Raw genomic sequence first — 24,060 nt, forward strand, 5'->3', positions numbered from 1 at the left:
GTACCTATACTTCTGGCTTCAACGGAACCGGTTTTTTTGCCTCTGATATTGGTAGCGGCTGGCATGAAATAACCGCTGTTGGTAAAGGGGGTAAAACCTACTTTTATCTTGATGACCAATTTGTTGGGGTTGCTGACGCTCAGTCAACCAGTGATGTTTCAACGATTGGTAATCACGATGGAGCACAACCTTTTGCCGAATTTCTGGATGATTTCCAGATTAAAAATACAGCATTGTTGCCTGATCTTGATCTGAATAGTCTCTCTGAGAATAGCTCTCCTTCAGTGCTTTTTGATTTTAGTGATTCCACAAACCCTGCCTACGATCCGGATCATGGCGTCACTAGTATTCTGAATGGGGTTACCTGGGCTAATGATGCGGAGCAAGGGCCAGCGATGCAGTTCGACAATGAGGCTGATTATATCATTCTCGATGAGCCTATTAATGTCGGCAGTGAGTGGACCATCAGTACGCGCTTTAAAAACCCGGCAGCTCTTAATAACGGCGATCAATATGGCCTGGTACGAAATAATTCAGATATCCATGTCATGATTCATACCACAGGTGAACTGGGGGTACTGGATCGATCACCATCGAATACATTTATTGGTTCAGGATTCAATATGTCAACCTTGGATAACAACTGGCACACAATTACTGCCGTTGGTAAAGGGGGGAAGACTTATTTCTATATTGATAATGAATTTGTAGGTGTAAGTAACTATCAGTCAACAGAAGATATTGTTCATATTGGAGGGGATGACAGTTCCACAATCAGTCCCTTTGCAGAGTATTTAGATGATTTCAGATTCTACGACGAGGCAATAATACCAGGGCTGCCAGAGCTCCCCCTTGGGACAACAGCCGTTGCTACTGATGATGTGATTGCAGAAGAAGATATCATCGATCTGGTCTTTGTCCCTGATGCCAATGCCAACGGCACAGGTTACTCAAACCTGCAATACACCGTCAGTGATGGCACACTGGAAAGTTCAACGCATACTCTGACCTTTGATGTAACGCCTGTTAATGATGCTCCCCTTATCAATGCCGCCCCCACCTGGTCTGCCATTACTGAAAACTTTGAGGGCAGTGACAACTGGCTGACCTCGGGTAATGCGTCCATTGGCAGTGGTCAGGCGACACTGACACCCAACACCAGCCAGCAAGCTGGCGCCATTCTTTATGACCAGGCCATACCCAGTGCCTTCGGCCTTCGAACCCAGTTTGATTTTAAGGCCAATGGCTCCGGCGATGGCCTGGCCTTTTTCCTGGTGGATGGTGCTCTGGTGAACAGCGATAACTTCACAGCAGGAGCTGCCGGCGGAGGTTTAGGCTTTACCGGCATGGCCAATGACTACCTGGCCATTGGCTTTGATGAATATGATGGCGATACCGTTCAACTTATTGGTGCCGATGATACGGTGCTCCACTCAGTCTCAGTCGCAGGCTTTGGTGGTATAGATGGTACAGATTTCCGCAAGGTGGATGTTGAGTTATCTGATAATCAGAAGCTGAGCGTTAGAATGAGCTGGGATGATGGCAGTACCTGGCAGACCATCATTGGTAACTACGATCTTGCTGCCCATGGGATGGATTTACCCGCCAGTCTCAAAGCCGGTTTCAGTGGTGGTACCGGAGATGCGACTGCCGAGCATGTGGTTGACAATATCACCTTTAGCCCACTGGTTGACAGCTATGCCCAATCAGCCCTGGCACTTGAAGACCGGGTAAACACCACCACCGACAGCGACCAGCATCAGTCCGCCATTGCAGCAACGGAAGATGGTGGCGCGATTTCTGTCTGGGTGTCTCAAAGCGGTGGCACCTACACCATTATGGGCCAGAAACTGACAGCCAGTAGCACTGGCCAAGTCGCTGAAGGCAGTGCATTCAAAATCAACACACTTGACCCCAGTGGCAGCCAACAGCTGGGCAACCCGGAAATATCGATTCTGGACAACGGCAATTATGCGGTGGTCTGGCACAGAGTGGCACCGGGATCATGGATAGAAGGCAGAATGAAAGTCTTCAGCGCTGATGGCTCTGTGGTCAAAGATGACTTCAGTATTGGCGGTTCCCACTACAACACAGCTATTGAAGCATTAAGCAATAACCGTTTCGCCACCGTTTCCATGATTAGTGGGACAACGGTCAGAGTTCACCTCTTTGATGATCAGGGCAATGAGACCAGCTCAATCGACGTTGGATCAATTACCGACTGGAACGTGACTCCTTCAATATCCGCATTGGATAATGGTGGATTTGCAGTAGCATGGCGTCATGACAACACCGCCGATGACAGTGCCCGGATTCGCTTCTTTGATAGTAATGGCAACCCGACCACCAGCGAAATCAGCTTCGGTGATGCAAACCCTTCTGATGATCGAACACTCTCTCTGGAAACCCTGAGCAGCGGTCAGTTGGTCAGTGCCTACCAGAGTGCGGGGGAAATTTATCTGCAACGCTGGTCATCTGATGACACATCCCAGGGTGGCCCAATCAGAATCAACTCGACAACCGCAGGCATTCAAAGCCAGCCGGAGATCACCGCACTGGCCGATGGCAGTTTCTATATCACCTGGACATCGGAAAATCAGGATGGTGCTGGCAATGGTATCTATGGCCGCCACTTTGGTGCCGACGGGGTTGCCATCAGTGGTGAAATCCTCATTAATGAAACGACAGTCGGCAACCAGTCGGATCCCCGTGTTGTGCAACTCGCTGACGGTACTCTGCAGGTTACCTGGACCTCAGACCAGAATGGCAACAACGATATCTTCAGCCGTACTCTGGCCGTTGGTAACCAGATCACTGAAAATGCTGCCAACGGTACGATTGTTGGTCAGATAACGGCTACTGATATTGAAGGCCATGCCATCAGCTATAAATTAATGGATGATGCTGGCGGCCGCTTTGCTATCGATAGCAGTACTGGAGTAATCACGGTAAAGAACGGCTCCAAACTGGATTATGAAGCTGACAGCCAGCATACCGTCACGGCCAGGGCAACAGATGCCAATGGAGCCTACTCTGACAAGCAGTTAACCATAAAAGTGAATGACGCTTGGAACGATGCACCCGAGATTATTGAAGAGACAGGGCATAGTTTAAGTCATATTTCATCAACAACCGATATTGATGTTAACAGCTACAACACCGGAACGCTTGATGGGCAGGATGGCTGGCGACTGACACAGCTCGTCAATAATGGCGATATCCTTGTGGAAGATGCTTCCAGTTATGATGGAAGCCGTGCTGTTCGTTTTAACTCAGGAAGCATTCAAGCTCCGGTTTCAGTTGACTTTGAGTCAACCCTAGACAGTTATGAGCCAACGGTTGTTTTTGATAAAAGTAATTCATCAACAGAGTTCTTTAATATCACAGATGGGTTCTCCGGTAACTGGGGAATTACAGGTACTCATGGTGGTAATTTTCTGGGCATATGGGGTTCATTTAATGGGGATGGTAGCTGGACTGGCAGCAGTGATACCACCTATTCATCATTTTCATTTCAGAATACCGCCTCTCAGGTAACTTTTGATGCTTTTTATCGAGAATCGGTTAGCAATGCAGACATAACTTTTTATGGATTCAAAAATGGTGTGCTTGTATCAACGGTTACGCCAAGCTTCTCTCTTGTAAGTCGTGATGGTCTAAATCAATATACAACCACCAATATTACATTTAATGATGTTGATGAAATTAGGTATAACAATGCCAATAGTAATCCATTTGGTGTCGATAATTTCATGATTCAAGAGTCTACACCTGCCGAAACAATAGCCTCTAAGGTAGGAGGTGGAGTAGTTCCTTTAATAGGAAATGAGGATATCCTGACGTTTGAAATTGATATGGAGCCATCTCATTCAGGCAGCTTTTTCGGTATTGGGTCTGATATGGATGGTAACAATAAACTTAGTGATAGCGAGCCAGGAATCAAAGTACAAGTATCTCCTGTTAATAGCAGTATCATTCTATATGCAGCAGATGGTAGTAGTACAACGGTTACAGGTATAGGAAACTTAGATACCAGCTGGTTAAGATTCAAACTAGATATTGATCCCAATGGAAATAATGGAGCCGGCTCTGCAACACTTTTATATAAAAATTTAACGACTAATGATGCAGCCTGGACGAAACATTCAAACCTTACAGATATCAATCTAAATCTTGACTCTTCATCAGCTGGTGCAGATAACCATCACAACTGGAATGGTATCTTCACAAGATTCAATTCTGGTTCTGGTGGTTTTGATAATATCCATCTTGAGTCACTGCCAACAAATACTGTCAACCTCGACCTGAATAACTATACCGCAGGTTCACTCCACGGCCAGGATGGCTGGGTTCTGGTCAACGAAGGCAGTAATATCGGTGTTGATATCCAGTTGGCATCCAGCCATGATGGCAGCGCCGCTATTATTGATTCTTATGACGCTGGTAATACACGAACGTTAGGGTCTCGTGTAAACGCCAATGCTGAGACAATCCCTGACCTCAGCCAGGCCCAGTCCATGGCCTTCGAGGTCGATTTAAAAAACAATTATTGGGGAACGACGTTCTCAATTGGCCACGACAGCAGTGGTAATAATCGAATTGAACGAAACTCTGATGAGCTTCCTTTATCGGTCGGCCTTTCAGACTATTCAGACAAAATCTTTTTCACTACAGCGGATGGTGTCAGCCACGAAGTTCCAATAAGCAACTCAGTAGGCCACTGGTACCGGTTCAGGGTTGAAGTGGATTTTGAAGCAAATAATGGACAGGGCAGTACCACGTTAAGCTACCGTAATATCACGAACAATGACTCGACCTGGACGACTCCTGCAAACTTTACCGAAGTCAACGCCGGTTTAAACCCATCAGCCAATGATAAAACCAACCCGGCCAACTGGGATGGTATTTACTTTCATATGGAAAGCGGTGGAGGGGGGCTGGATAACTTTAATATTACCGCCGTTAACAACCCATACCCGGGGGATACGGTTGACAGTATTATCAAGGACTCATCGATTGTTGACCAGGATGGCAACCCTGCTGAAGCCATGGCAATCACTGACGTCGACAGCAGTAATGGTAGCTGGGAATATTCAAGAGATAATGGCTCCACCTGGAGTGCAGTTAACGACGGTAGTCTGTCAGAAAGCCATGCCCTGCTGCTCGATAGCACTGACAAAATCCGCTTTATTCCCAATGCCAGCTTCCACGGCAATGCTTCAATGGCATTCAAAGCCTGGGATAAAACATCGGGCTCTGCTGGCAGTTATGAAAACACCTCAGAAGACGGTGGCTCCACCGCATTCAGTTCTGAGGTGGCCACTTCAACCGTCTCTGTTGTGGGGAATCAGACTTCTGTCACTCGCGTATACAGTGATGATCCTGATGGCTGGTATCTGGAAGGCAATACCATCACTTTGAAAGTGGAGTTCTCAGATACCGTCAATGTCACAGGTACCCCCACACTGGAACTGAACAGCGGCAGTGTTGCCACCTACAGTTCTGGCTCCGGTACCAATACTCTTGAGTTCACTTATACCATTGGAGCTGGTGAAGAATCACCTGACCTTAGTACAGTATCCACAGCTGCCCTGAGTCTTGCTGGAGGCAGCATTACCAGTACCACAGGTTCAGCAGCCAGCCTGACCCTGCCTTCCTCAACATCTCCCAATTCTCTGGCAGCACAAAGTGATATCCGTATTGATAGTGTTGACCCTGTTATTGGGCTGACCAGTGGCAATATTTATGCTGAAGACACCAATGTCCTGATACTTACCGGTACCGGCTTTGACAGCCTGCTTTCTCCAGGGGAAGGACGGGCAACCGACCTGACCAGCCGCCTGAACTGGAGCAAATTTGAGTGGCAAGTTGTAGATACCACCGGCAGCAATTCCAATATAGGCTTTAGTGCTGATGATATTCGCTCTGTTTTTTCCATGTCAGATGACAAACTCTATATCCGCCTGCAGGACAGCAAACTGGACGCTATCAAAAATACTGCAGGTTATGGAGATGCGGAAGGCAGCGATATTATTCGTATCACCAGCGATGGGTTCTTTGCTGATGCTGCCGGCAATACCACAACAGACATGAATTCCGGAATAACGTTGACCGAAACAGCGGCACCTTCAGATGCCGGGCAAACCCACACCGGTACAGCCAGCAGTGACATCCTGATTGGCGGCAGTGGTGATGATATTCTGACCGGTGGTGCTGGCAATGATATTTTGATTGGTGGTGCTGGTGCTGACACCTTTGATTTCAACAGCGGTGACGCAGGCACAGCCAGTGAGCCAGCCCTGGATCTGATTCAATCTTTTAACACATCGGAAGGTGATGTCTTGGATCTTGCCGATGTGCTGATTGGAGAAGAAAACGGTGACCTGACCGACTACCTCTCCTTTGATCACAGTGGCGATGATTCCATTCTGGAAATAAGAGAAACAGCCGGTGGAGATATCACCCAGAAGATACAGTTGCAGGATGTCGACCTTTCTGTGTTTGGCAGTACTGATGCTGAGATTCTTAATGGCTTGATCAATGGCGGGCATTTAGATACCGACCAGTAGATCACACAGATACCATCAAGAGTAATTGCGGGTAATTATTGCACCATCTGCAAGAATAAGGCTTCATGGCTCAGAACAGAATACGACAAAAGGGATGTGTTGATGACAGCCTGATCAACACATACTCCAGATCAACCGCAAGCAGTATCAGCTGACAGCAACCTTAATCCCGAAAGCGATCAAAACACCGCCCACCAGCTTCTCTATAGTCCGTTTTGACCTTTGGAACAGTGCCAGCAGTTTAGGCTGCGTTAGAAATATGGAAACACAACTGAACCAGAACAGATGTGCAGCTGAAATAATGGCCCCGTATACAATCTGGATGGCAAGTGGTGTTTCCGGACTGACCACCTGAGTAAATAAACTGAGAAAGAAAATCGTCGTTTTTGGATTAAGAGCATTGGTAACAAAGCCCTCTTTGAAAGCGGACAATGCACTGATTGATCCGGACACGTGCCCGATTTCCAGATCGTTCCTGGTTTTAAAGGTCTTCCAGCCAATGTAAATCAAATAAGCTGCCCCCAGGTATTTAACAATGGAAAAGAGCAGAATCGACTTTGATATGATGACCGCAAGGCCTGCTATCGAATAGGCCACGTGCAGCCAGATTGCAGCCGCTATGCCCAGAGAGGAGAATAATCCGGCTCTCCTGCTGTAGAAGATGCTGTTTCTGGTAATCATCACAAAGTCAGCACCGGGACTGACCGCCATAAAAAGAGCGATCATGGCCACTGACATAATTTGTGGTATGTAGTCGTTCAAATGTATTGCTTCCAACATTCTTTCCCTTAACGTTTAAATAGCGGATACAGCAATCAACCAGCAACCGAACGATAAAAATATTTCTGATACTTCTCGACCACAAAAACCCGCATACAAAACGATATTATTGAAACCAGCAGAATTGAAAAAATCATGCGTCCCCAGAGGATAGCGCTGAGGTCGGCGCCTATCAGCAGTATCAGCAGAGTATCTTCAATCACACTGTGCAGCAGGTTGAGTAACATGATGGCACAGAAGATATCCCTGGGCTGAATGTGCCCATTTCGCGCTTCCTGTATTAATAGCCCACCACCATAAGAGAGCCCAAGAGTCACACCAACAATGGTCAGGCTGGTTGCCTCCCGGCTAATGCCAAGAAACCGCAATAATGGACTGAGTGCTATGGTCATCAATGCTTCAATACCCAGCAACTTCAGAATACGCAGTACCAGTATGAGCGCCGTCAGGATCAGATAAATCATGGCCAGGTTTTTTATCTGAGCCATTGCCCAGCCCATAAGGCCAATCTCTGAACCACTGCCGTTTTGCTGCAGCAGCATGCTCGCTTCCTGCTGTGACAGCCCTGTTAGCTCATAAAAATGGTAGAGCAACAGCCCAAAGAGAAAGCTGGCACCAATCCTGACCAGCGTGGTCACCCAAAGTGACACACCCGCCTTTCTGGAGATAGCTCCCTCCACCGGCAGGGAGTGAGCAAGTAACATCATGCTGCCAATCACCGATACCTGGGCAACACTCAACTCCATATTTAAATTAATCAGTACCAGCAGGCCGCTGTAGATGTTAACCAGCAACGTGGTCGCCCAGACCAGCCCCAGTTCACTGGGCAGACCAACGGCGGACATGACCGGATCCAATAACTGGCTCAGATAAACGATACCACCCGCCTCCTCGATAACCTTCAGCACAAGGATGGTGGGAATCATAATCCGAAACAGAGTCCAGCTGACGCTGATACTGTCCTGAAAAACCTGCTTAAAAAATAGAAAGAGCCGCCCCATATATCCTGCCTGCATCCTGAAGGTTTTATGGGTTAAATGTACTAAAGCTCTAATTTATTTTATTAAGAAATCAAACATTAAAGTCATTATGAATTTCTTATTCAGATCAATTTTAGAAACTTTACTTCTTTTAAAACCTGATTTGGTTAATCCTGTATTTTCAAGGGCGCCTCACTATACAATTCTTCAACCACACCAACCGATATCACCACCCATGAGTCTTGATCGAATCGATAGAAGAATCCTCACGGTGCTGCAGGAAAACAACCGCTTAACCAATGTTGAGTTGGCCGAACAGGTCGGGCTCTCTCCACCAGCCTGCCTGAAAAGGGTCAGGCAGTTGCGGGAGTCAGGTGTGATCATTGGTGATGTATCGCTGGTTAACCCTGAGCTATCAGGGAATAAGATGACCATGCTAGTCTCGGTTGAGATGGAGAGAGACCGGAAAGATATCTATGCCCAGTTTCAAAACTCCATCAACAGGGCTCCAGAAGTTATTGAGTGCTATCAGACCACAGGCAGCTATGACTTCGTATTGATCGTCTGTGTCAGAGATATTCAGGCATACGAAGCGTTTCTGGAGCGTGTGCTGAGGGCAGACCCGAATATTCGAAAGTTCCAGAGTTCGGTGTCCATCAGGCGTATTAAATACTCTACCGCTATCGATATACCACAGGCTTAGAGCCACGTCCCTGAGTACCCGGATGATTTGTGTTCAATGGAATAGGGAGATGAGTTCTTCATTGGGGCTTTTAGCCCTTGAGGTTGGGTGCTGTAATTATAGAAGCGACTGTCAGTGCAGGAATAAGAGGCAACAGAAAAGCCTGTTGCCTCCAAATAGACAAATTATTCAACCGTCACGCTTTTGGCCAGGTTACGTGGCTGATCCACATCGGTTCCCTTGATAATCGCCACATAATAAGAGAGCAGCTGCAGGGGAATGGTGTAAAGAATTGGGGCAACCACTTCTGGAGCTTCTTCCACCGGCAACACCCTGACACCTTCGGTCTCAGCCAGGTTCGCCTGTTTATCCGCAAAGACAAACAATTGGCCGCCCCTTGCCCGAACCTCTTCCATGTTGGACTTCAGCTTTTCCAGCAGGTCGTTGTTCGGTGCCACCACAATCACTGGCATATCGTTATCGATCAGCGCCAATGGGCCATGCTTCAGTTCACCGGCAGCGTAAGCTTCCGCATGGATATAGGAAATCTCTTTAAGCTTCAGAGCCCCTTCCATGGCGATTGGATACTGGGTACCACGACCCAGGAACAGACTGTGATGCTTATCGGCAAAGGCTTCTGCCATGGCTTCAATATCATCACTCAGCGCCAGTGTACTCTTCAGGATATGTGGCAGATTGCGCAGTGCTGACACGACACTGGATTCCTGTTCCGGTGTCATACCCGTATGACGGCCAATCGCCGTCACCAGCATCAGCAATGCCGTTAGCTGGGTAGTAAATGCCTTGGTTGATGCTACACCAATCTCTGCACCCGCACGGGTCATCATGGCGATATCCGATTCCCGCACCATTGAAGAGCCAGGTACGTTACAGATACTCAGTGAAGCCATATAGCCCAGTTCTTTCGCCAGCTTCAGTGCCGCCAGCGTGTCGGCAGTCTCACCGGACTGGGAAATAGTGACAAACAGACAGTCCTCCGGCACAAAGAACTTCCGGTAGCGGAATTCAGAGGCAATCTCAACACGGCAGGGAATACCCGCCAGCTCCTCAAACCAGTAGCGAGCCACCATACCGGCATGGTAACTGGTACCACAGGCAACAATTTGAACAGCGCGGGTTTTATTGAGAATCTCCTGACCTTCCTTACCGAGGATATCGAGATTCAGCTGATGCTCACCCAGGCGACCTTCCAGAGTATTCGCAATGGCTTCCGGCTGCTCATGGATCTCTTTCAGCATGTAGTGGCGATAAGGGCCTTTATCTCCGGCATCATGCTCAACATCACTTTCCCGGGCATCGCGTTCAACCGGATTTCCCGAAGCATCAAGAACCGAAACCTTTGTACGGGTCACTTCTGCCACATCCCCTTCTTCAAGGAACATGAAACGGCGGGTAACCGGGAAGAGAGCCAGCTGATCAGAAGCAATAAAGTGTTCACCAATACCGAGACCAATCACCAGTGGGCTTCCGGAGCGGGCGACGACAAGACGTTCATTGTCGTTACAATCCATCACTACCATGCCATAGGCACCTTCCAGCCTGGCTACCGTCTTTTGCACAGCCACCAGCAGAGAATCACTGCTCTTAAGCTCAAGACTGACCAGGTGTGCAATCACTTCTGTATCGGTATCAGAAGTAAAGACAAAGCCTTCTGCCTGAAGAAAGGTTCTCAGCGCTTCATGGTTCTCAATAATACCATTATGAACAACAGCAATGTGATCTTCAGATACATGTGGGTGGGCATTACGCTCATTGGGTTCACCATGGGTGGCCCAGCGGGTATGGGCTATGCCGGTACCACCTTGAAGCGGGTTTTGGGAAACCGCATCAGCCAGTTCAGATACCTTGCCGGTACGCCTTTCTCTCTTGAGTTCACCGTTGGCATCAATGATGGCGATACCTGCTGAATCATAGCCCCGGTATTCCAGACGACGAAGCCCTTCCAGCAGAATATCTGCCACATCCCTTTGCGCTACAGCACCAACAATCCCACACATAGTTTTCGATCCCTTAGGTCACCATAAACGTTGCCAGAACCATCAGGGAGTAGATGACTTCAAAGTCATTCGCCCCCTTCCCGGCGAATCTCAGTCTTCTTTTACCGGGCGCTGCCAGCCTTCGATATTGCGTTGTTTTCCACGAGCCACAGCCAACTGCTCGTCGGGGATATCTTTGGTAATGGTGGAACCAGCTCCGGTGGTTGCTCCACGCCCAATTGTCACAGGAGCAACCAGTGAACTGTTACTGCCAATAAAAGCGCCATCACCAATAACCGTTTTGAACTTATTAACACCGTCGTAATTGCAGGTAATAGTGCCGGCACCAACATTAACCTCATCTCCTACTTCGGAGTCGCCCACATAGCTGAGGTGATTGACCTTACTGCCTTTACCAATGACGGTTTTCTTGATTTCTACAAAATTGCCAACCCTTGCTTTTTCCTTAAGCTCGGTTCCCGGTCTCAAACGGGCAAACGGACCAACCTCACACCCTGCAGCAACGACAGCATCTTCAAGAATGGAGTGCGCTTTGATAATGGCGCCTTCCCCAATGACGGAGTTGCGAATAACACAACCAGGCTCGATATAAACGTTATCTGCCAGCTCAACCCTGCCTTCAAGAACCACATTGATATCCAGGGTTATGTCGTGGCCAGTCTTAACGTCACCACGAATATCCAGACGTTGTGGGTCAATGATCGTGACCCCGTTAACCATCAGGTTATTGGCCAGCTGCTGTTGGCGGGCACGCTCCAGCTCCATCAGCTGAACACGGCTGTTAACACCTTCAACTTCAATGGGGATCTGTGGCTGAACATGAATGACCGGGGTATCTTCGGCTACGGCCATCGAGACAATATCCGTGAGATAGAACTCATGCTGGACATTCTCATTCTTCAGGTCATTCACCCAGCCACTCACCTTATTGCCGGGAATGGCCATGATGCCGGTATTCACTTCATTAATGGCGAGCTGCTCAGGGGTAGCATCCTTGTCTTCAACGATGGCCTGAATATTGCCAAATCCATCACGAATAATTCGTCCATAGCCGGAAGGGTTAGCCAGGTTAATGGTGAGTAGACCCAGGCGTTCACCATTACTGGCTGCCAGAAGTGACTGTAAGGAAGAAGAATGGATCAGGGGAACGTCACCATAAAGCACCAGCACCACATCAGCACCTTTACAGCCTGGAAGTGCCTGCTGCACAGCATGGCCGGTACCCAGCTGCTCTTCCTGAACCACCCAGTTCAGATCGTAATGACCCAGTGCTGCTTTTACCTGCTCTGCCCCATGACCAATCACTACATGGATCTTTCCCTCACCCACCTTTCTCTGGGTATGCTGGGCACTGAGGATAACGTGCTCCAGCATAGGCTTGCCAGCAATGCGATGAAGTACTTTTGGCAGTTTTGATTTCATGCGGCTGCCCTGGCCGGCAGCAAGAATAACGATATCAGCTCTCATGGTAGCCTCGGTCTACAAAGTGCCCCTGCTGGAGCATCTGCTTTTTAACTGTGTCGTCTGGTAACGAAAAAACAAAAGCGATATCAGGTATCAAGCCTGATCAATCAGAGTTTTTTTTGGGAGAAAAAATACCAGAACAGAGATCATGTCTTTCTGAAATGTCAGGAATATTTAACCATTGGGGTCATTGGAAAAGTCTGTAACCTTTGTCCAACAACCAACTCCTGAATAGCCGAAAATCTACTTTACATCACTAGGTTAATGACGACGCACCAAAAGACAACCCTATTTGTCATAAATTTATTGACAATAAGTTGTCGCACAAAATAAGTCAGCCGATTATTCTAAAGGTCTACGATGAACAAACAGTCCTGACCATGAACCTTGACACTCTGGAAAACCTTGGCCTCAGCCAGCGGGAAATCAGTACTTATCTGGCCCTGTTGAAACTTGGATCAGCATCCATCCGGGATATTGCTGCTCAAACTGGCATAAATCGTGGCACCACCTACGAAACCCTGAAAGAGCTGGCTGGAAAAGGTGTCGTCAGTTACTTCCCCAAAGGTAAGCGTCGAATCTTCTCGGCTGAGCCACCTGAAAAACTTCTGGAGCTGGCAGAGGAAAAACGTCAATCTCTGGATGCAACCATTGAGGAGATGAAAATCAGGCTGATCCCTCAACTGAACCATCTCAAACCGGATTTCAGTGCAGGGAATGTCCGCTTCTACGAAGGAGACAGTGGTATTGAGTTTGTACTTAAAGACATTCTCAATACGGTAGCTCAACAAAAAGACCGGGAATACAGTGTCTTTTCCTCCAAGTTGATTCGCCAGCACCTTTACCGCCCTTTTCCCAACTACACACAACAGCGTATCCGGAAGAATATCAAGGTGCGGGTTATTGCCATTGGTGAAGGCGGGGAGGATGCCGAGCTATCCGAGCGCAAGTGGATTGATGCCAAAGGGCGTATGGATGCCAGCTATATTGCAATATATCCTCCAAAAGTCGCCATGATTTCGCTTGGCTCCAGAGATTATCCTGTAGCCGTTGTGCTCGACTCACCCGAAGTAGCTGCAGCTCAGCAAATTATCTTTGAGACGCTATGGAGTTCTCTTTAATTTCCCGCTCTTAACCTGCAGGGCAGCTAACAAAAAGCAATCAGATTCTTTCCTATACTTGTCGGAAACTGGGCCTGTGTTCCCCCGAGGTGTCACTGGCTTTCCCCTTCTTTTTCACTCATCTCTACTTAATCTGTTGAGCCTGAACCGGAGTCTGATTGTGAAAAACTACTACCTGAAATTATGGTGGCTGATCAGTGTCACCTCTCTTGCCCCCTTAGCCCTGGCCACAGACTATAACGATGGAATCCCCCCCAACAATGACTTCAAATGGATGAACTTGAACCTGATGTATGCCTACAAAGAACTACCCAGGCCCAAGAATGCACCCAATGACGGGCATGACTATCTGGAGCTGGAGTTTGGAGGGCGCTCAGGAATACTTGATATTTATGGTTATGTTGATGTTTTTAACCTGACCAATCGAGACAGCAGCGACAAAAAAGGCCAGCCCAAGATGTTTATGAAGTTCGCCCCCCGGCTTTCTCTTAAAGGCCTGTTCAATAACCTGCCATGGGGGCCAGTAACTGATATCTACCTGGCTACGCTGTTTAATTGGGGCGGGGGTGGAGCCACCAACTATGATGAAAGTGATGTTGGCGTCCCCAGTGAAGACACCAACAACTCATTCTGGGGAGTTGGATCAGACATCCAGGTTCCATGGTTTGGTAAAATGGGACTTAACCTTTATGGACTTTATGATCTGAACAAAAAGGACTGGAATGGACTGCAGGTATCTACCAACTGGTTTACCCCCTTCTATACATTTACTAATGGAAGCTTTATCTCTTATCAGGGCTATATCGACTATCAGTTTGGCGCCAAAGACACTTTTGCTGGCAAACCACAGGCTAAGCACGGAGGGGCTATGTTCAATGGCCTCTACTGGCACTTTGATAAGTTTGCCCTGGGTTACGGTCTGAAGCTCTACTCTGATATCTATCTGGTTAAAAATAATGTCAATGGAATGAAGTCTTCAGGAGCCAGTCATTATTTTGCTGTAACCTATAAATTCTGATCACTCTTATGATCACATTCTCTTTCCATTAAAGTGGTATGGCAGGGATGCCTCAGCCCGAAGCCTATTGAAGAGTTATCGCAATAACCTTGTTAATTCACCGGTAACTTTGTTTTGAAATTATTCATCGCTATAAAAATCAGAACACTATGAGAAAAGCCTTTTATATAGATAATTTAGTGCTTACAGAATACTTGCAGGATAATTAACTCATAAAGACACACGTCCCAAAGAACAGATGTTATATTGGTGATAACTCTTCCCGGAAGTTGTCTTTATGCACTCAAGACCAGCGTGCTCAGCCGTTACGCAGCATAAATCCTGGCCGAAGCTGATCATCAAAACCTCACTGGCATCTGTGCTTGTCGTATTGACTTATTTCTGGATCTCACACGAAAACCAGAAACCCAGTTATATTCCTGACAAGACATACAAACTGACCATTCTTAACACCAGTGAGCTTGCTCATGAGTATGAAAATCAACAGTTAAATAGCATTGACCAACTGATTCAAAGGCAAGAGCTGATCAATAAAATACGCGCGGAAGTAGAAGCCGATGGAGGGAAACTGTTGTTACTCTCTGGAGGAGAACTCAGCACTGATGATGACATTCTGAACCTGAAGCAGCTGAACCAGCTGGGTTATAATGCCATGGCTGTGAGCCCTTTATTATTTGATGAGCCGCTAAAGAATATTCGAAATCAGGAAGCCACCGCTGACTTTCCTTTTTTGTCCGCCAACCTTTATGAGTCTGAAACAGGCCGGCCCGTTTTTGATGCCTATGCCCTGTTTGACTTCGATGGGCTCCGCATTGCCGTTATGGGTATTACCCGGCCAGGTGCTGTTTATGATGGTCTTGGTGAGGTAACAGCAGAGTACCGACGGGGTATTGAGCTTATTGATCCGGCACTGGCAACGTCAGAGCTTGTGCCTTATCTGAGAAAGCAGGCAGACATCGTTATCGTTGCCACTCATGCAATGCATTACCCCAAGCTTATAAAATCTGGAAGCAAGCCAGTTTTTCCGGTGTCCAAAATGGAAGGTATTGATCTACTGGTAGGTAATAGCGCCCTTCCCCAAAATGAATCTTACCGTATAACTGAGGCCAGCACTCCTTTTAATACGTCTGGATGCTGCCCGACCATTAGGAGGATTGATTTGGAATTTCGTAATGGGGAGTTAAAGAAAACAAATTCTGTACAAATCAACCTGATTAGCAAAATAGAATCTAAACATGGCTACTGAGTACTCAGTTTAATTCAGGGTTCGATATTAACAAGACTATAGTAATGAAATAATTTTCTGTATCCGATTAATCATAATCCATTCACTTATTCTATCGGTTAATTTCTCTCAGCCTCCGTCACAGCATCTATACTTGCTTCACTCAATCACTTTCATTGATTTAGCAGGTACTTACTTTGTCCAGTTTAAAACCCTCTTTACTATCCTGTGCTGTTGCTTTTTGCAGTCTGCCTGTAATGGCCAGTGGCAGTTATGATTCATTTATCAGTGATGCCAAAATCGATGGTAAAGTTCAGACCGTATTTTTCAATGATGAGAATACTACAACTGATGAAACTTCAGGTGCATGGACAGGGGCTGTTTGGCTGAATGCCCAAACGGGATATCTTGCAGACTTTGTCAGCGTTGGTGGTTCTGCCTATCGGGTAGCCAAGCTGGATATGAAAAGTGGTAATACCAAAGACTTTTCATGGGAAAATGCCTCCAGTGACTTGCTGAACCGTCAAAATGAGGGCTTTGGTAAACTGGGCCAGATATGGGCTGATTTCAAACTGCCCGAGAGCTACGACGGCGTCTCCGCAAACGTTAAAATTGGCCGCCAGCTGGTTGAGACCGGTCTGATCACCATATCGGGTTCCCGCTCCATTCCCAGTGCCTGGCAGGGGGTTGATGCGAACGTCGAAATGGATGGCTTCAAAGGCAAGATTGCCTGGCTGAATGAAGTTTCCAGGAGAACTCAGTCAGGCTTTCACCACATCGTCAATGAAGAAGGTAAAAAAATCGACTGGGTCATGGGCATGCAGCTGGGCTACACCTTCGAGCTGGCAAACCAGCGTAGCCTTGAACTGCAATACCGTAATGGCCTTGCAGACAACTACCTTAATGCTCATAACGGCAATGTCTGGTTCAAGATGCCGCTTTACGATGGCTCAGAGCTGACATTAGGCGGTATGTATTTCTATGCGAAGCAGGATGGAGATCTCTGGGGAACAGATGAGCGTGATGGTTCATTTGACAACAAGGCGGAATCCGGCAATCTGAATGCAACCCTGAATAGCGGTCCATGGACGTTTAATGCGGCCTTCAACTACACCAAAGCGAATACAGCATCCAGTGCTGAGAGCAATGGCTACCATGCCATAGGCTATTACAACTACTACTTCGGTGCTAATACCCAGGGCGTCTGGGACGTACCCACTTCCGCGATAGTATCTGACTTTAACTTTAACAAAGAGAAAGCCTGGTTGATTGGGGCAGAATATGACTTCAGTTCAGTAGGTATTGAAGGACTCTCCTTGGGTTACACATTCTTCTACGGCTCCGGAATGAAAGCCAAATTGGTGAATGGGGGTGAAAAAGACGTAGCAGAACACGAGCATGACCTGACCATGAAATACAACTTCTCCCATTGGGGAATGAAAGGACTGGACTTCAAACTTCAATATGGCTACTACAAGAATGATGAGGCATTCCGTCAAGCTGCTGATATGCCCGAGGCAAAAAACCTGCGAGCCTGGCTAAGTTACAACTTTGCTATTTGATAAGCGATACTTCCCCAGATTCGTTTCATCAGGCAGCTCTCTTGAGCTGCTTTTTTTATTCTGCTGATTCACTTCAATGTTTTGGATTTGCTGACACTCTTTTTATAGCTAATAGACACTATAATTAGAGAGAATTGTCATGATTCGTCCGTTTAAATCGGTAGTCAGCCGGAGTTATCAATGAAAATCGCTCAGCTTGGGGTTGTGGTTATGTCTGTACTTCTGACCGCCTGTAACACATTGCCTGAAGGTCGATGGCAGGAAAGCAGCCCTGCAGAAGAAACCTCACCCATTACTCTGGATATCAAAAAAGATCGCATTGCTGCCAATGCCGGGTGCAACCGCCTGATGGGCTCTGTCAAAATGTATGGTGACCAGCTGGTCGTAGAGCAGCTCGCCAGTACACTGATGATGTGTCATGGTGAAATGGCCAAAAAGGAAGAGGCCTTAAAACAGCTTTTGGGTGATAAGCCCAGGGTACAGATGTCAGGTGATCAACTGATACTCAGTACCAATACTTCCAGTTATGTTTTTCAAAAACAGCCCAATATGGAAGATGGGGTAACCCGCTTTATTTATGTTGCTCCAGAAAAAACGCACTGTACTGGCGTCGGCCCAATGGAGTGTCTGCAGATTCGTGAGTCTGAAGATGATCCCTGGACCCTGTTTTATGGAAATATCGAAGGTTTCGAATTTAAACCCGGAACTGCCTATCGTCTTCGTATCAAAGAGTTTGATGTCCCAAACCCTCCTGCTGACGCTTCCAGTAAGCGATGGATACTGGACCTGGTTGTAGAACAGGAGTGGGTTGGCAATCAGTAAGTTCTAATCCCCCCTGAACAGATGGGTTAATTCAGGGGGGGACTCGCCTAGCTGACATAATTAACCAGAATCATCAACGCCCACGGGAAACTGCATTAACTAATAACTAGTTCCATGGAACCAATTATATTATAGAAAGTCCAAGCAGCTTTATTGAATCAATATGATGATCATGCTGCTTCAGGATGAATAATGAGACTTTCACAAATTTCCCTTGTTACCTGCCTTCTATTTACCAGTATCCCCTGCGTAAAACTTGTGAATGCCGAAGAATCCACAAATATCTGGTCCCAAAGAAAAGGCATTCGAAATTACATGTCTGAGGAGCGTTTTTTCGACCGGCTCGACTTTTTTAAAAGCATGTCAAACTATCACGTCCTCAGCCCGGAAGAGCAGGTTGAAAAAGGTCGGGAATTCACCAGGAAAGCATTAACCGATATTTCAATTGAGTACTCTCACACTCAACTGAAAAAATATGGCATCTATGGCGGCATACCACTGGTTGCCACAGGACTGGTATTAAGCCAGCTGCCATCCCAACTGCTTGGATCCGTACTGACCAGTGCATCACCAGTAGTGTTAACCCTGGCTGGGTTTCTATTTATTGGAGCAGGGGAGCAGATTTATTATATTAAGGAGCCTGCCCGTCTGCCAGAAGCAGATCTCGTTATTGAGTATGGTGCCAAAAGGCATCTTCTTGATAAAGTTACCCGAGCTTATCTGGAAGAATCTATCTTTTATAGGTTCTGGCAAACTGAGAACAGCGATCAATATGACAAATTAGTCAAAGTGATGGATAAAGCCCTCCGGCTTCCAGTGTACGGCAGACAACTGGAGTTTAATCAGGAGAAGACACAGGAAAAACTCTGGCATTATTCAACGGAACTGAAAAATAGATTAAACCGTTTTGCCTTCTCTGAAATAATGATTCAGAAAATGGCACCAAAACCAGAAGGTCACTACCCCGTATACTTCTATGGAGCACCAGGAACAGGAAAAACATTTGCCGCGAAGCATCTTGCCAATGCAATGGGCACTAATCTAGCCACCGTCACTCTGGATGGAGCCAACATTGATGACATTATTGGAACCTCATTTGACAGTCTTGAAGCCAAACCAGGTTTACTGTTAGAAGCCATCGTAGCCAATACAGCTTCCATTCAGGATATAAACCATCATAATCAGGTGCTGCTCATTGACGAGTTTGACCGGCTCTTTATTGATGGGGATAAACAGTCTCAAGATGTTCTGGCATTTTTCCTGAAAATACTGGACCCAACACATCGATATTTTTACAGCCCCTATTTGAAAACCAATATCCGTCTACCCGATACCATAATACTGGCTGGAAATACTGACATTCATTCAGTCAGCACACAAAACCAGCAACTACTGGCCCTAGCTTCCAGGTTGGAAAGAATCCAGTTTGAAGGTTTTTCTTATCAGGCTAAGCAGGAAATAGCATTCCATTTGATGATCCCCAAAATGGAAAAGAGTTATCAGTCAATATCTGAAGACCTTGCAGACTTTTCCATATCTGAAGGTGATCTGGCCAGAATTGATGATTTTATTCATTGTGATACAGACCCAGGCTTGCGAAGCCTGGAGAAATTTACTCATGAGGTTTTTGAAACCAACCTGCAACAACTGCGTAACGCGGGTGTTTTTCGCTTAGCTCATTAGGTTCTGTAGAAATAATAGTGACTATTAAGTACCTGATTATATGAAATCGAATATTTCTGGCTTAGTGGTTAGTTACTATGCAAGACTCAGCGGAGTGAGCATAGCCGTAGCCATGTGATCGTAGCTGTAACACTGCACAACTGCATGGATGCAGGAGTTAGAGCAACGCATGGAGCAGTTGCCGGGAGTGGCTGACCACTGAGTCAGAAAATATGATTTCATATGGTTGGGTACTTATTGCTCATAACGAGAGTTAGAAAGCACGATTGGTATAACATCCTTAACAACTCTCATTTAAAGCCATCTCTAAATTCAACAGAGCATAATTGAATCCAATATTTTACGAGTACCGAAAAATAGTAAAGATAGAGAGATATACAACAATTACCGTGAACTGAGTCTACTATTCTTGTTTCTTAAGAAATGAAACATCTGATAAACCTCAATAATCCGAATAAAAAATGAGTTCTTATGAAGTTCCGGATGATAAAACTTATATTTTACTCTTTTCTTTTGACCTCCCTCCCAGCTGAAGCCTTACAGAATATTGCAGGAAGTCTTGGGGGTGACCAACAACAGTTAAATTATATTCGTGAGTACATGGCTACCCACCGAATTTTTGATCGCCTGGACTTTCTTCCAAAAAGAGACAGCTTCAGAAAAACGAATATTCTCGGTAAAATCCGACAGGGTGAGCAAGCCTCAAAAGAGATGCTCTGGCAGGCTAAAAGAGAGTATCCCGTTTATACTATCAATGAACACGTATTGGCCTACGCAATACCCGTCGCATTGCTATTATGGAATCGCCAGTATCTATGGCAATGGTTCCAGACCATTAGTGCCGAATCGAAAATGATGTTTACTGTATTGGCTGCAATACCGGCAGTATTATTCGTGGATCCAATCTCAACAGTTTGCTCTCAAATTTACTATGCAGCCTTACCTCCCTCCATTCCAGAAACAGACCTGATTTATACCTATGGTTCAAAGAAAAATCTGCTCGACAGAGGAACCCAGCGTTATATTGAGGATGAGCTGTTCTATACCTTCTGGCAAAGCCCAAGCAGTGAAAGCATTACCCGTTTACACAAAATCCTGGATAAAGCATTAAGACTCCCTTTCTATACAAAGCCTCTGACTTACAACAAAGCAAAAATTACCGAAGCACTGAAACACTTCTCCGATGAGCTTATTGACCGGTTAAATCGCTTTGCCCTGGCAGAGATCACATTTCAAAAAATGGATATTCATCCGCAAGGACACTACCCGGTCTATTTCCAGGGGGCTCCAGGAACAGGGAAAAGCTATGCGGCCAAGCAGCTGGCACAAGCCATGGGTACGAACCTGGCAGTTATCTCCCTTGATGGAGCTACTATTGACGATATGACCGGAACCCCTTTTGAAAGCTATGATGGTAAAGCAGGCCGGCTGGTCGATGCGATTATTGCCAATACGGTTTCAAGCAAAGATATTAACCATAAAAATCAGGTGTTATTTGTTGATGAATTTGACATGCTTTTATTGAAAAGTGATAAACAGGCTGAAGAGGTCATCGGCTTTCTCTTGAAATTGCTCGACCCGGCACACCGCTCCTTTTACAACCCTTACCTGAAAACCAATATTCGATTACCGGATACAGTGATTCTGGCTGGTAATTCGGACATTCATGAATTGAGTAAAAATATTCCACAGCTGGAAGCGATGGCTTCACGCCTGGACAAAGTGGTTTTCGAAGGTTTTTCTACAGATGCCAAAAGAGAAATTGCCTTCGAATCGATGATTCCTCAGCTTGAAGAAAGCTACCAGTCAACAGCTAAAGACATGAAGACTTTTGCATTGTCGGACTTCGAAAAAGCAAAAATAGAGGCATTTATCATTCAGGATCAAGACCCTGGACTCAGAAGCCTTGAGAAGTACATCAATGAAATTTTTGAAATGAAGCTGCAGGTTCTGACGGATACCAAAATGGAGAATGAGTTTTAGGATCTTTGGTTCATATCTGAACCCTGATCATCGCCAGGGGTTCTTTGTTGAACCACAGAGAGCACATAGGAAAAGAAAAGCGTTGTTTCGTACCCTTTGCGATCTCTGTGGTTCAATATAAATGCTAAGTTACAGCAAGGACTTCAGAGCAACTTCAACCATCTCATTGAAGGTTGACTGACGATCTTCCGGAGGCAGTGCTTCACCGGTACGGATATGGTCACTGACGGTACAGATTGCCAGACCCTGTGCTCCAAACTCAGCACAAACGCCGTAAAGACCAGCCGCCTCCATCTCTACACCCAGTACGCCGTATTTTTCCATGGTGTCGAACATGGATGGATCCGGATTATAGAAAAGATCTGCGGAGAACAGGTTACCCACTTTAACAGGCAGGCTCATGGCACGAGCAGAGTTAACGGCATTTTCCAGAAGCCCATAGTCTGCAATCGCAGCAAAGTCATGATCCTTGAAGCGCATGCGATTCACTTTGGAGTCAGTACAGGCACCCATACCGATTACAATGTCACGCACCTGAACGTCCTTGGAAATAGCACCGCAGGAGCCAACACGGATCAGGCTCTTCACACCGTACTCAGTAATCAGCTCTTTGTAATAAATAGATGCCGAAGGAATACCCATACCTGAGCCCATGACAGACACTCTGACGCCCTGGTAGGTACCGGTGAAGCCCAGCATGTTGCGCACATCCGTTACCTGTTCGGCACCTTCCAGGAAGGTTTCTGCAATATGCTTGGCCCGCAAAGGATCACCAGGCATCAGGCAGACATCAGCAAAGGCTCCAGGCTTGGCATTAATATGAGGTGTCACGATTAAATCCTCGTTCTCGATAAAACACGACGATCAATACGCATCAAAGAAAGATGACTCCTTGATGCGGATAGCTGGCTATGGCCTAACCTTGCTCAAAGATCTCAGGCAAAAATGATGTGCCGTAGTCCATGGGTTCCAGTTCAAAGTAACTGGCCAGAGTCTGCCCGATATCTGCAAAGGTTTCCCGCTGACCCAGAGCACATGGAATCAGCTTTTTGCTGAATACCAGAACAGGAATATGTTCACGGGTATGATCCGTTCCTGGCCAGGTTGGATCGCAACCATGGTCTGCAGTGATAATCAGAAGATCATCGTCGCCCATGTAATAAAACAGGTCGGGCAGCATGGCATCCAGCTGCTCCAGCGCTCCAGCGTAACCGGCTACATCCCGGCGGTGACCAAATGAAGAGTCAAAATCCACAAAATTCGTGAAGACTATCGTTCGATCACCCGCTTCAATCAATGCTTCGCGGGTTGCTTCAAAGAGGGCAGGAATACCGGTTGCCTTTACCTTTTTGGTAATCCCCTGATTGGCAAAGATGTCGGCAATCTTGCCAATACTGACAACTTCTCCACCACTGGCCACCAGTTTATCCAGTACCGTAGGCGCCGGAGGCAGTACAGAAAAGTCCCGACGGTTACCCGTACGCTGGAAGTCTCCTGCGTCATCACCAATGAATGGGCGGGCAATAACACGTCCGATGTTGTAAGGCTCCAGAATCTCACGGGCAATCAGGCAGACTTCAATCAGACGATCCAGCCCAAACGTTTCTTCGTGGCAGGCAATCTGAAAGACACTGTCAGCCGATGTATAGACAATCGGCTTGCCGGTTTTCATGTGCTCTTCACCCAACTCTTCCAGAATACTGGTACCAGAGGCATGACAGTTACCGAGCACCCCCGGAAGTTTGGCCTTTTCAATCAACTCATCCAGCAGTTCCTGCGGGAAGCTGTTTTTCTCATCGCGAAAATAGCCCCAGTCAAACAGCACCGGAACGCCTGCCATTTCCCAGTGGCCACTGGGTGTATCCTTACCACTGGAGAGTTCTTTGGCGTAGCCATAAGCACCGATAATCGGCATATCATTGACCATGCCCTTGGGAAATTCACCACAGGCATCCCTTGACGCGTGTACCAGGCCTAGACTGGACAGCTCCGGAAGGGTTAACGGTCCTTTTCGACCAATATCTGCGTCGCCATCGGCACAAGCCTGGGCAATATGTCCAATTGTATTGGAGCCAACATCGCCGAATTTATCAGCGTCTTCAGTGGCTCCAATACCGAATGAATCCATCACAAGGATAATTGCACGTTTCATT

15 protein-coding genes are annotated in these 24,060 nt (G+C 46.7%); 9 read left to right on the plus strand and 6 right to left on the minus strand.

Annotated features, from left to right (window positions below; translation table 11 throughout):
* A partial coding sequence (locus AK963_RS09805) for a cadherin domain-containing protein (RefSeq protein ID WP_083232563.1) occupies positions 1-6,569 on the plus strand: 6,569 nt, incomplete at its 5' end.
* A gap of 147 nt (positions 6,570-6,716) precedes the next feature.
* Here AK963_RS09805 and AK963_RS09810 read toward each other — a convergent pair.
* Positions 6,717-7,349, minus strand: coding sequence for a LysE family translocator (locus AK963_RS09810; RefSeq protein ID WP_066015271.1), 633 nt, complete (start codon positions 7,347-7,349; stop codon positions 6,717-6,719).
* 35 nt (positions 7,350-7,384) lie between these two features.
* Positions 7,385-8,350: a hypothetical protein gene (locus AK963_RS09815; RefSeq protein WP_066015272.1), complete on the minus strand. Its 966-nt coding sequence runs from the start codon at positions 8,348-8,350 to the stop codon at positions 7,385-7,387.
* Positions 8,351-8,564: 214 nt separating this feature from the next.
* Here AK963_RS09815 and AK963_RS09820 point away from each other — a divergent pair, with 214 nt between their 5' ends.
* Positions 8,565-9,032, plus strand: a complete 468-nt coding sequence (locus AK963_RS09820) for an Lrp/AsnC family transcriptional regulator (protein ID WP_066015273.1) — start codon at positions 8,565-8,567, stop codon at positions 9,030-9,032.
* 164 nt (positions 9,033-9,196) lie between these two features.
* Here the strand turns inward: AK963_RS09820 and glmS are convergent, their stop codons facing one another.
* Together glmS and glmU are read right to left on the minus strand one after the other, a co-directional pair.
* Positions 9,197-11,029: a glutamine--fructose-6-phosphate transaminase (isomerizing) gene (glmS, locus tag AK963_RS09825; RefSeq protein WP_066015274.1), complete on the minus strand. Its 1,833-nt coding sequence runs from the start codon at positions 11,027-11,029 to the stop codon at positions 9,197-9,199.
* Positions 11,030-11,119: 90 nt separating this feature from the next.
* Positions 11,120-12,496 carry a bifunctional UDP-N-acetylglucosamine diphosphorylase/glucosamine-1-phosphate N-acetyltransferase GlmU gene (gene glmU, locus AK963_RS09830; protein WP_066015275.1) on the minus strand — a complete coding sequence of 459 codons (1,377 nt, stop codon included), beginning with the start codon at positions 12,494-12,496 and terminating at the stop codon, positions 11,120-11,122.
* Positions 12,497-12,873: 377 nt separating this feature from the next.
* Here glmU and AK963_RS09835 point away from each other — a divergent pair, with 377 nt between their 5' ends.
* The 7 genes from AK963_RS09835 (at position 12,874) to AK963_RS09865 (ending at position 21,907) form a co-directional block, all read left to right on the plus strand.
* Entirely contained in the window at positions 12,874-13,614 is a 741-nt protein-coding gene (locus AK963_RS09835; protein ID WP_066015276.1) for a TrmB family transcriptional regulator, read from the plus strand.
* Between the two features lie 160 nt (positions 13,615-13,774).
* Complete coding sequence (locus AK963_RS09840; protein ID WP_083232565.1) at positions 13,775-14,632, plus strand: nucleoside-specific channel-forming Tsx family protein; 858 nt, start codon at positions 13,775-13,777, stop codon at positions 14,630-14,632.
* Between the two features lie 277 nt (positions 14,633-14,909).
* Positions 14,910-15,878, plus strand: coding sequence for a bifunctional UDP-sugar hydrolase/5'-nucleotidase (locus AK963_RS09845; RefSeq protein ID WP_066015277.1), 969 nt, complete (start codon positions 14,910-14,912; stop codon positions 15,876-15,878).
* 176 nt (positions 15,879-16,054) lie between these two features.
* Positions 16,055-17,419, plus strand: coding sequence for an OprD family outer membrane porin (locus AK963_RS09850; RefSeq protein ID WP_139117335.1), 1,365 nt, complete (start codon positions 16,055-16,057; stop codon positions 17,417-17,419).
* Positions 17,420-17,599: 180 nt separating this feature from the next.
* Entirely contained in the window at positions 17,600-18,241 is a 642-nt protein-coding gene (locus tag AK963_RS34880) for an META and DUF4377 domain-containing protein (RefSeq protein WP_066015279.1), read from the plus strand.
* Between the two features lie 192 nt (positions 18,242-18,433).
* Positions 18,434-19,924, plus strand: a complete 1,491-nt coding sequence (locus AK963_RS09860; RefSeq protein WP_066015280.1) for an ATP-binding protein — start codon at positions 18,434-18,436, stop codon at positions 19,922-19,924.
* A 483-nt stretch (positions 19,925-20,407) separates the two neighbouring features.
* Positions 20,408-21,907, plus strand: a complete 1,500-nt coding sequence (locus AK963_RS09865) for an ATP-binding protein (protein WP_066015281.1) — start codon at positions 20,408-20,410, stop codon at positions 21,905-21,907.
* Positions 21,908-22,036: 129 nt separating this feature from the next.
* Here AK963_RS09865 and deoD read toward each other — a convergent pair whose 3' ends face one another.
* Both deoD and AK963_RS09875 read right to left on the minus strand, forming a co-directional pair.
* Positions 22,037-22,741, minus strand: coding sequence for a purine-nucleoside phosphorylase (deoD, locus tag AK963_RS09870; RefSeq protein ID WP_066015282.1), 705 nt, complete (start codon positions 22,739-22,741; stop codon positions 22,037-22,039).
* 82 nt (positions 22,742-22,823) lie between these two features.
* Positions 22,824-24,059 carry a phosphopentomutase gene (locus AK963_RS09875; protein ID WP_066015283.1) on the minus strand — a complete coding sequence of 412 codons (1,236 nt, stop codon included), beginning with the start codon at positions 24,057-24,059 and terminating at the stop codon, positions 22,824-22,826.
* Between the last annotated feature and the right edge of the window lies 1 nt (position 24,060).

The sequence above is a fragment of the Endozoicomonas atrinae genome, from assembly GCF_001647025.1.
Lineage (GTDB): Bacteria > Pseudomonadota > Gammaproteobacteria > Pseudomonadales > Endozoicomonadaceae > Endozoicomonas > Endozoicomonas atrinae.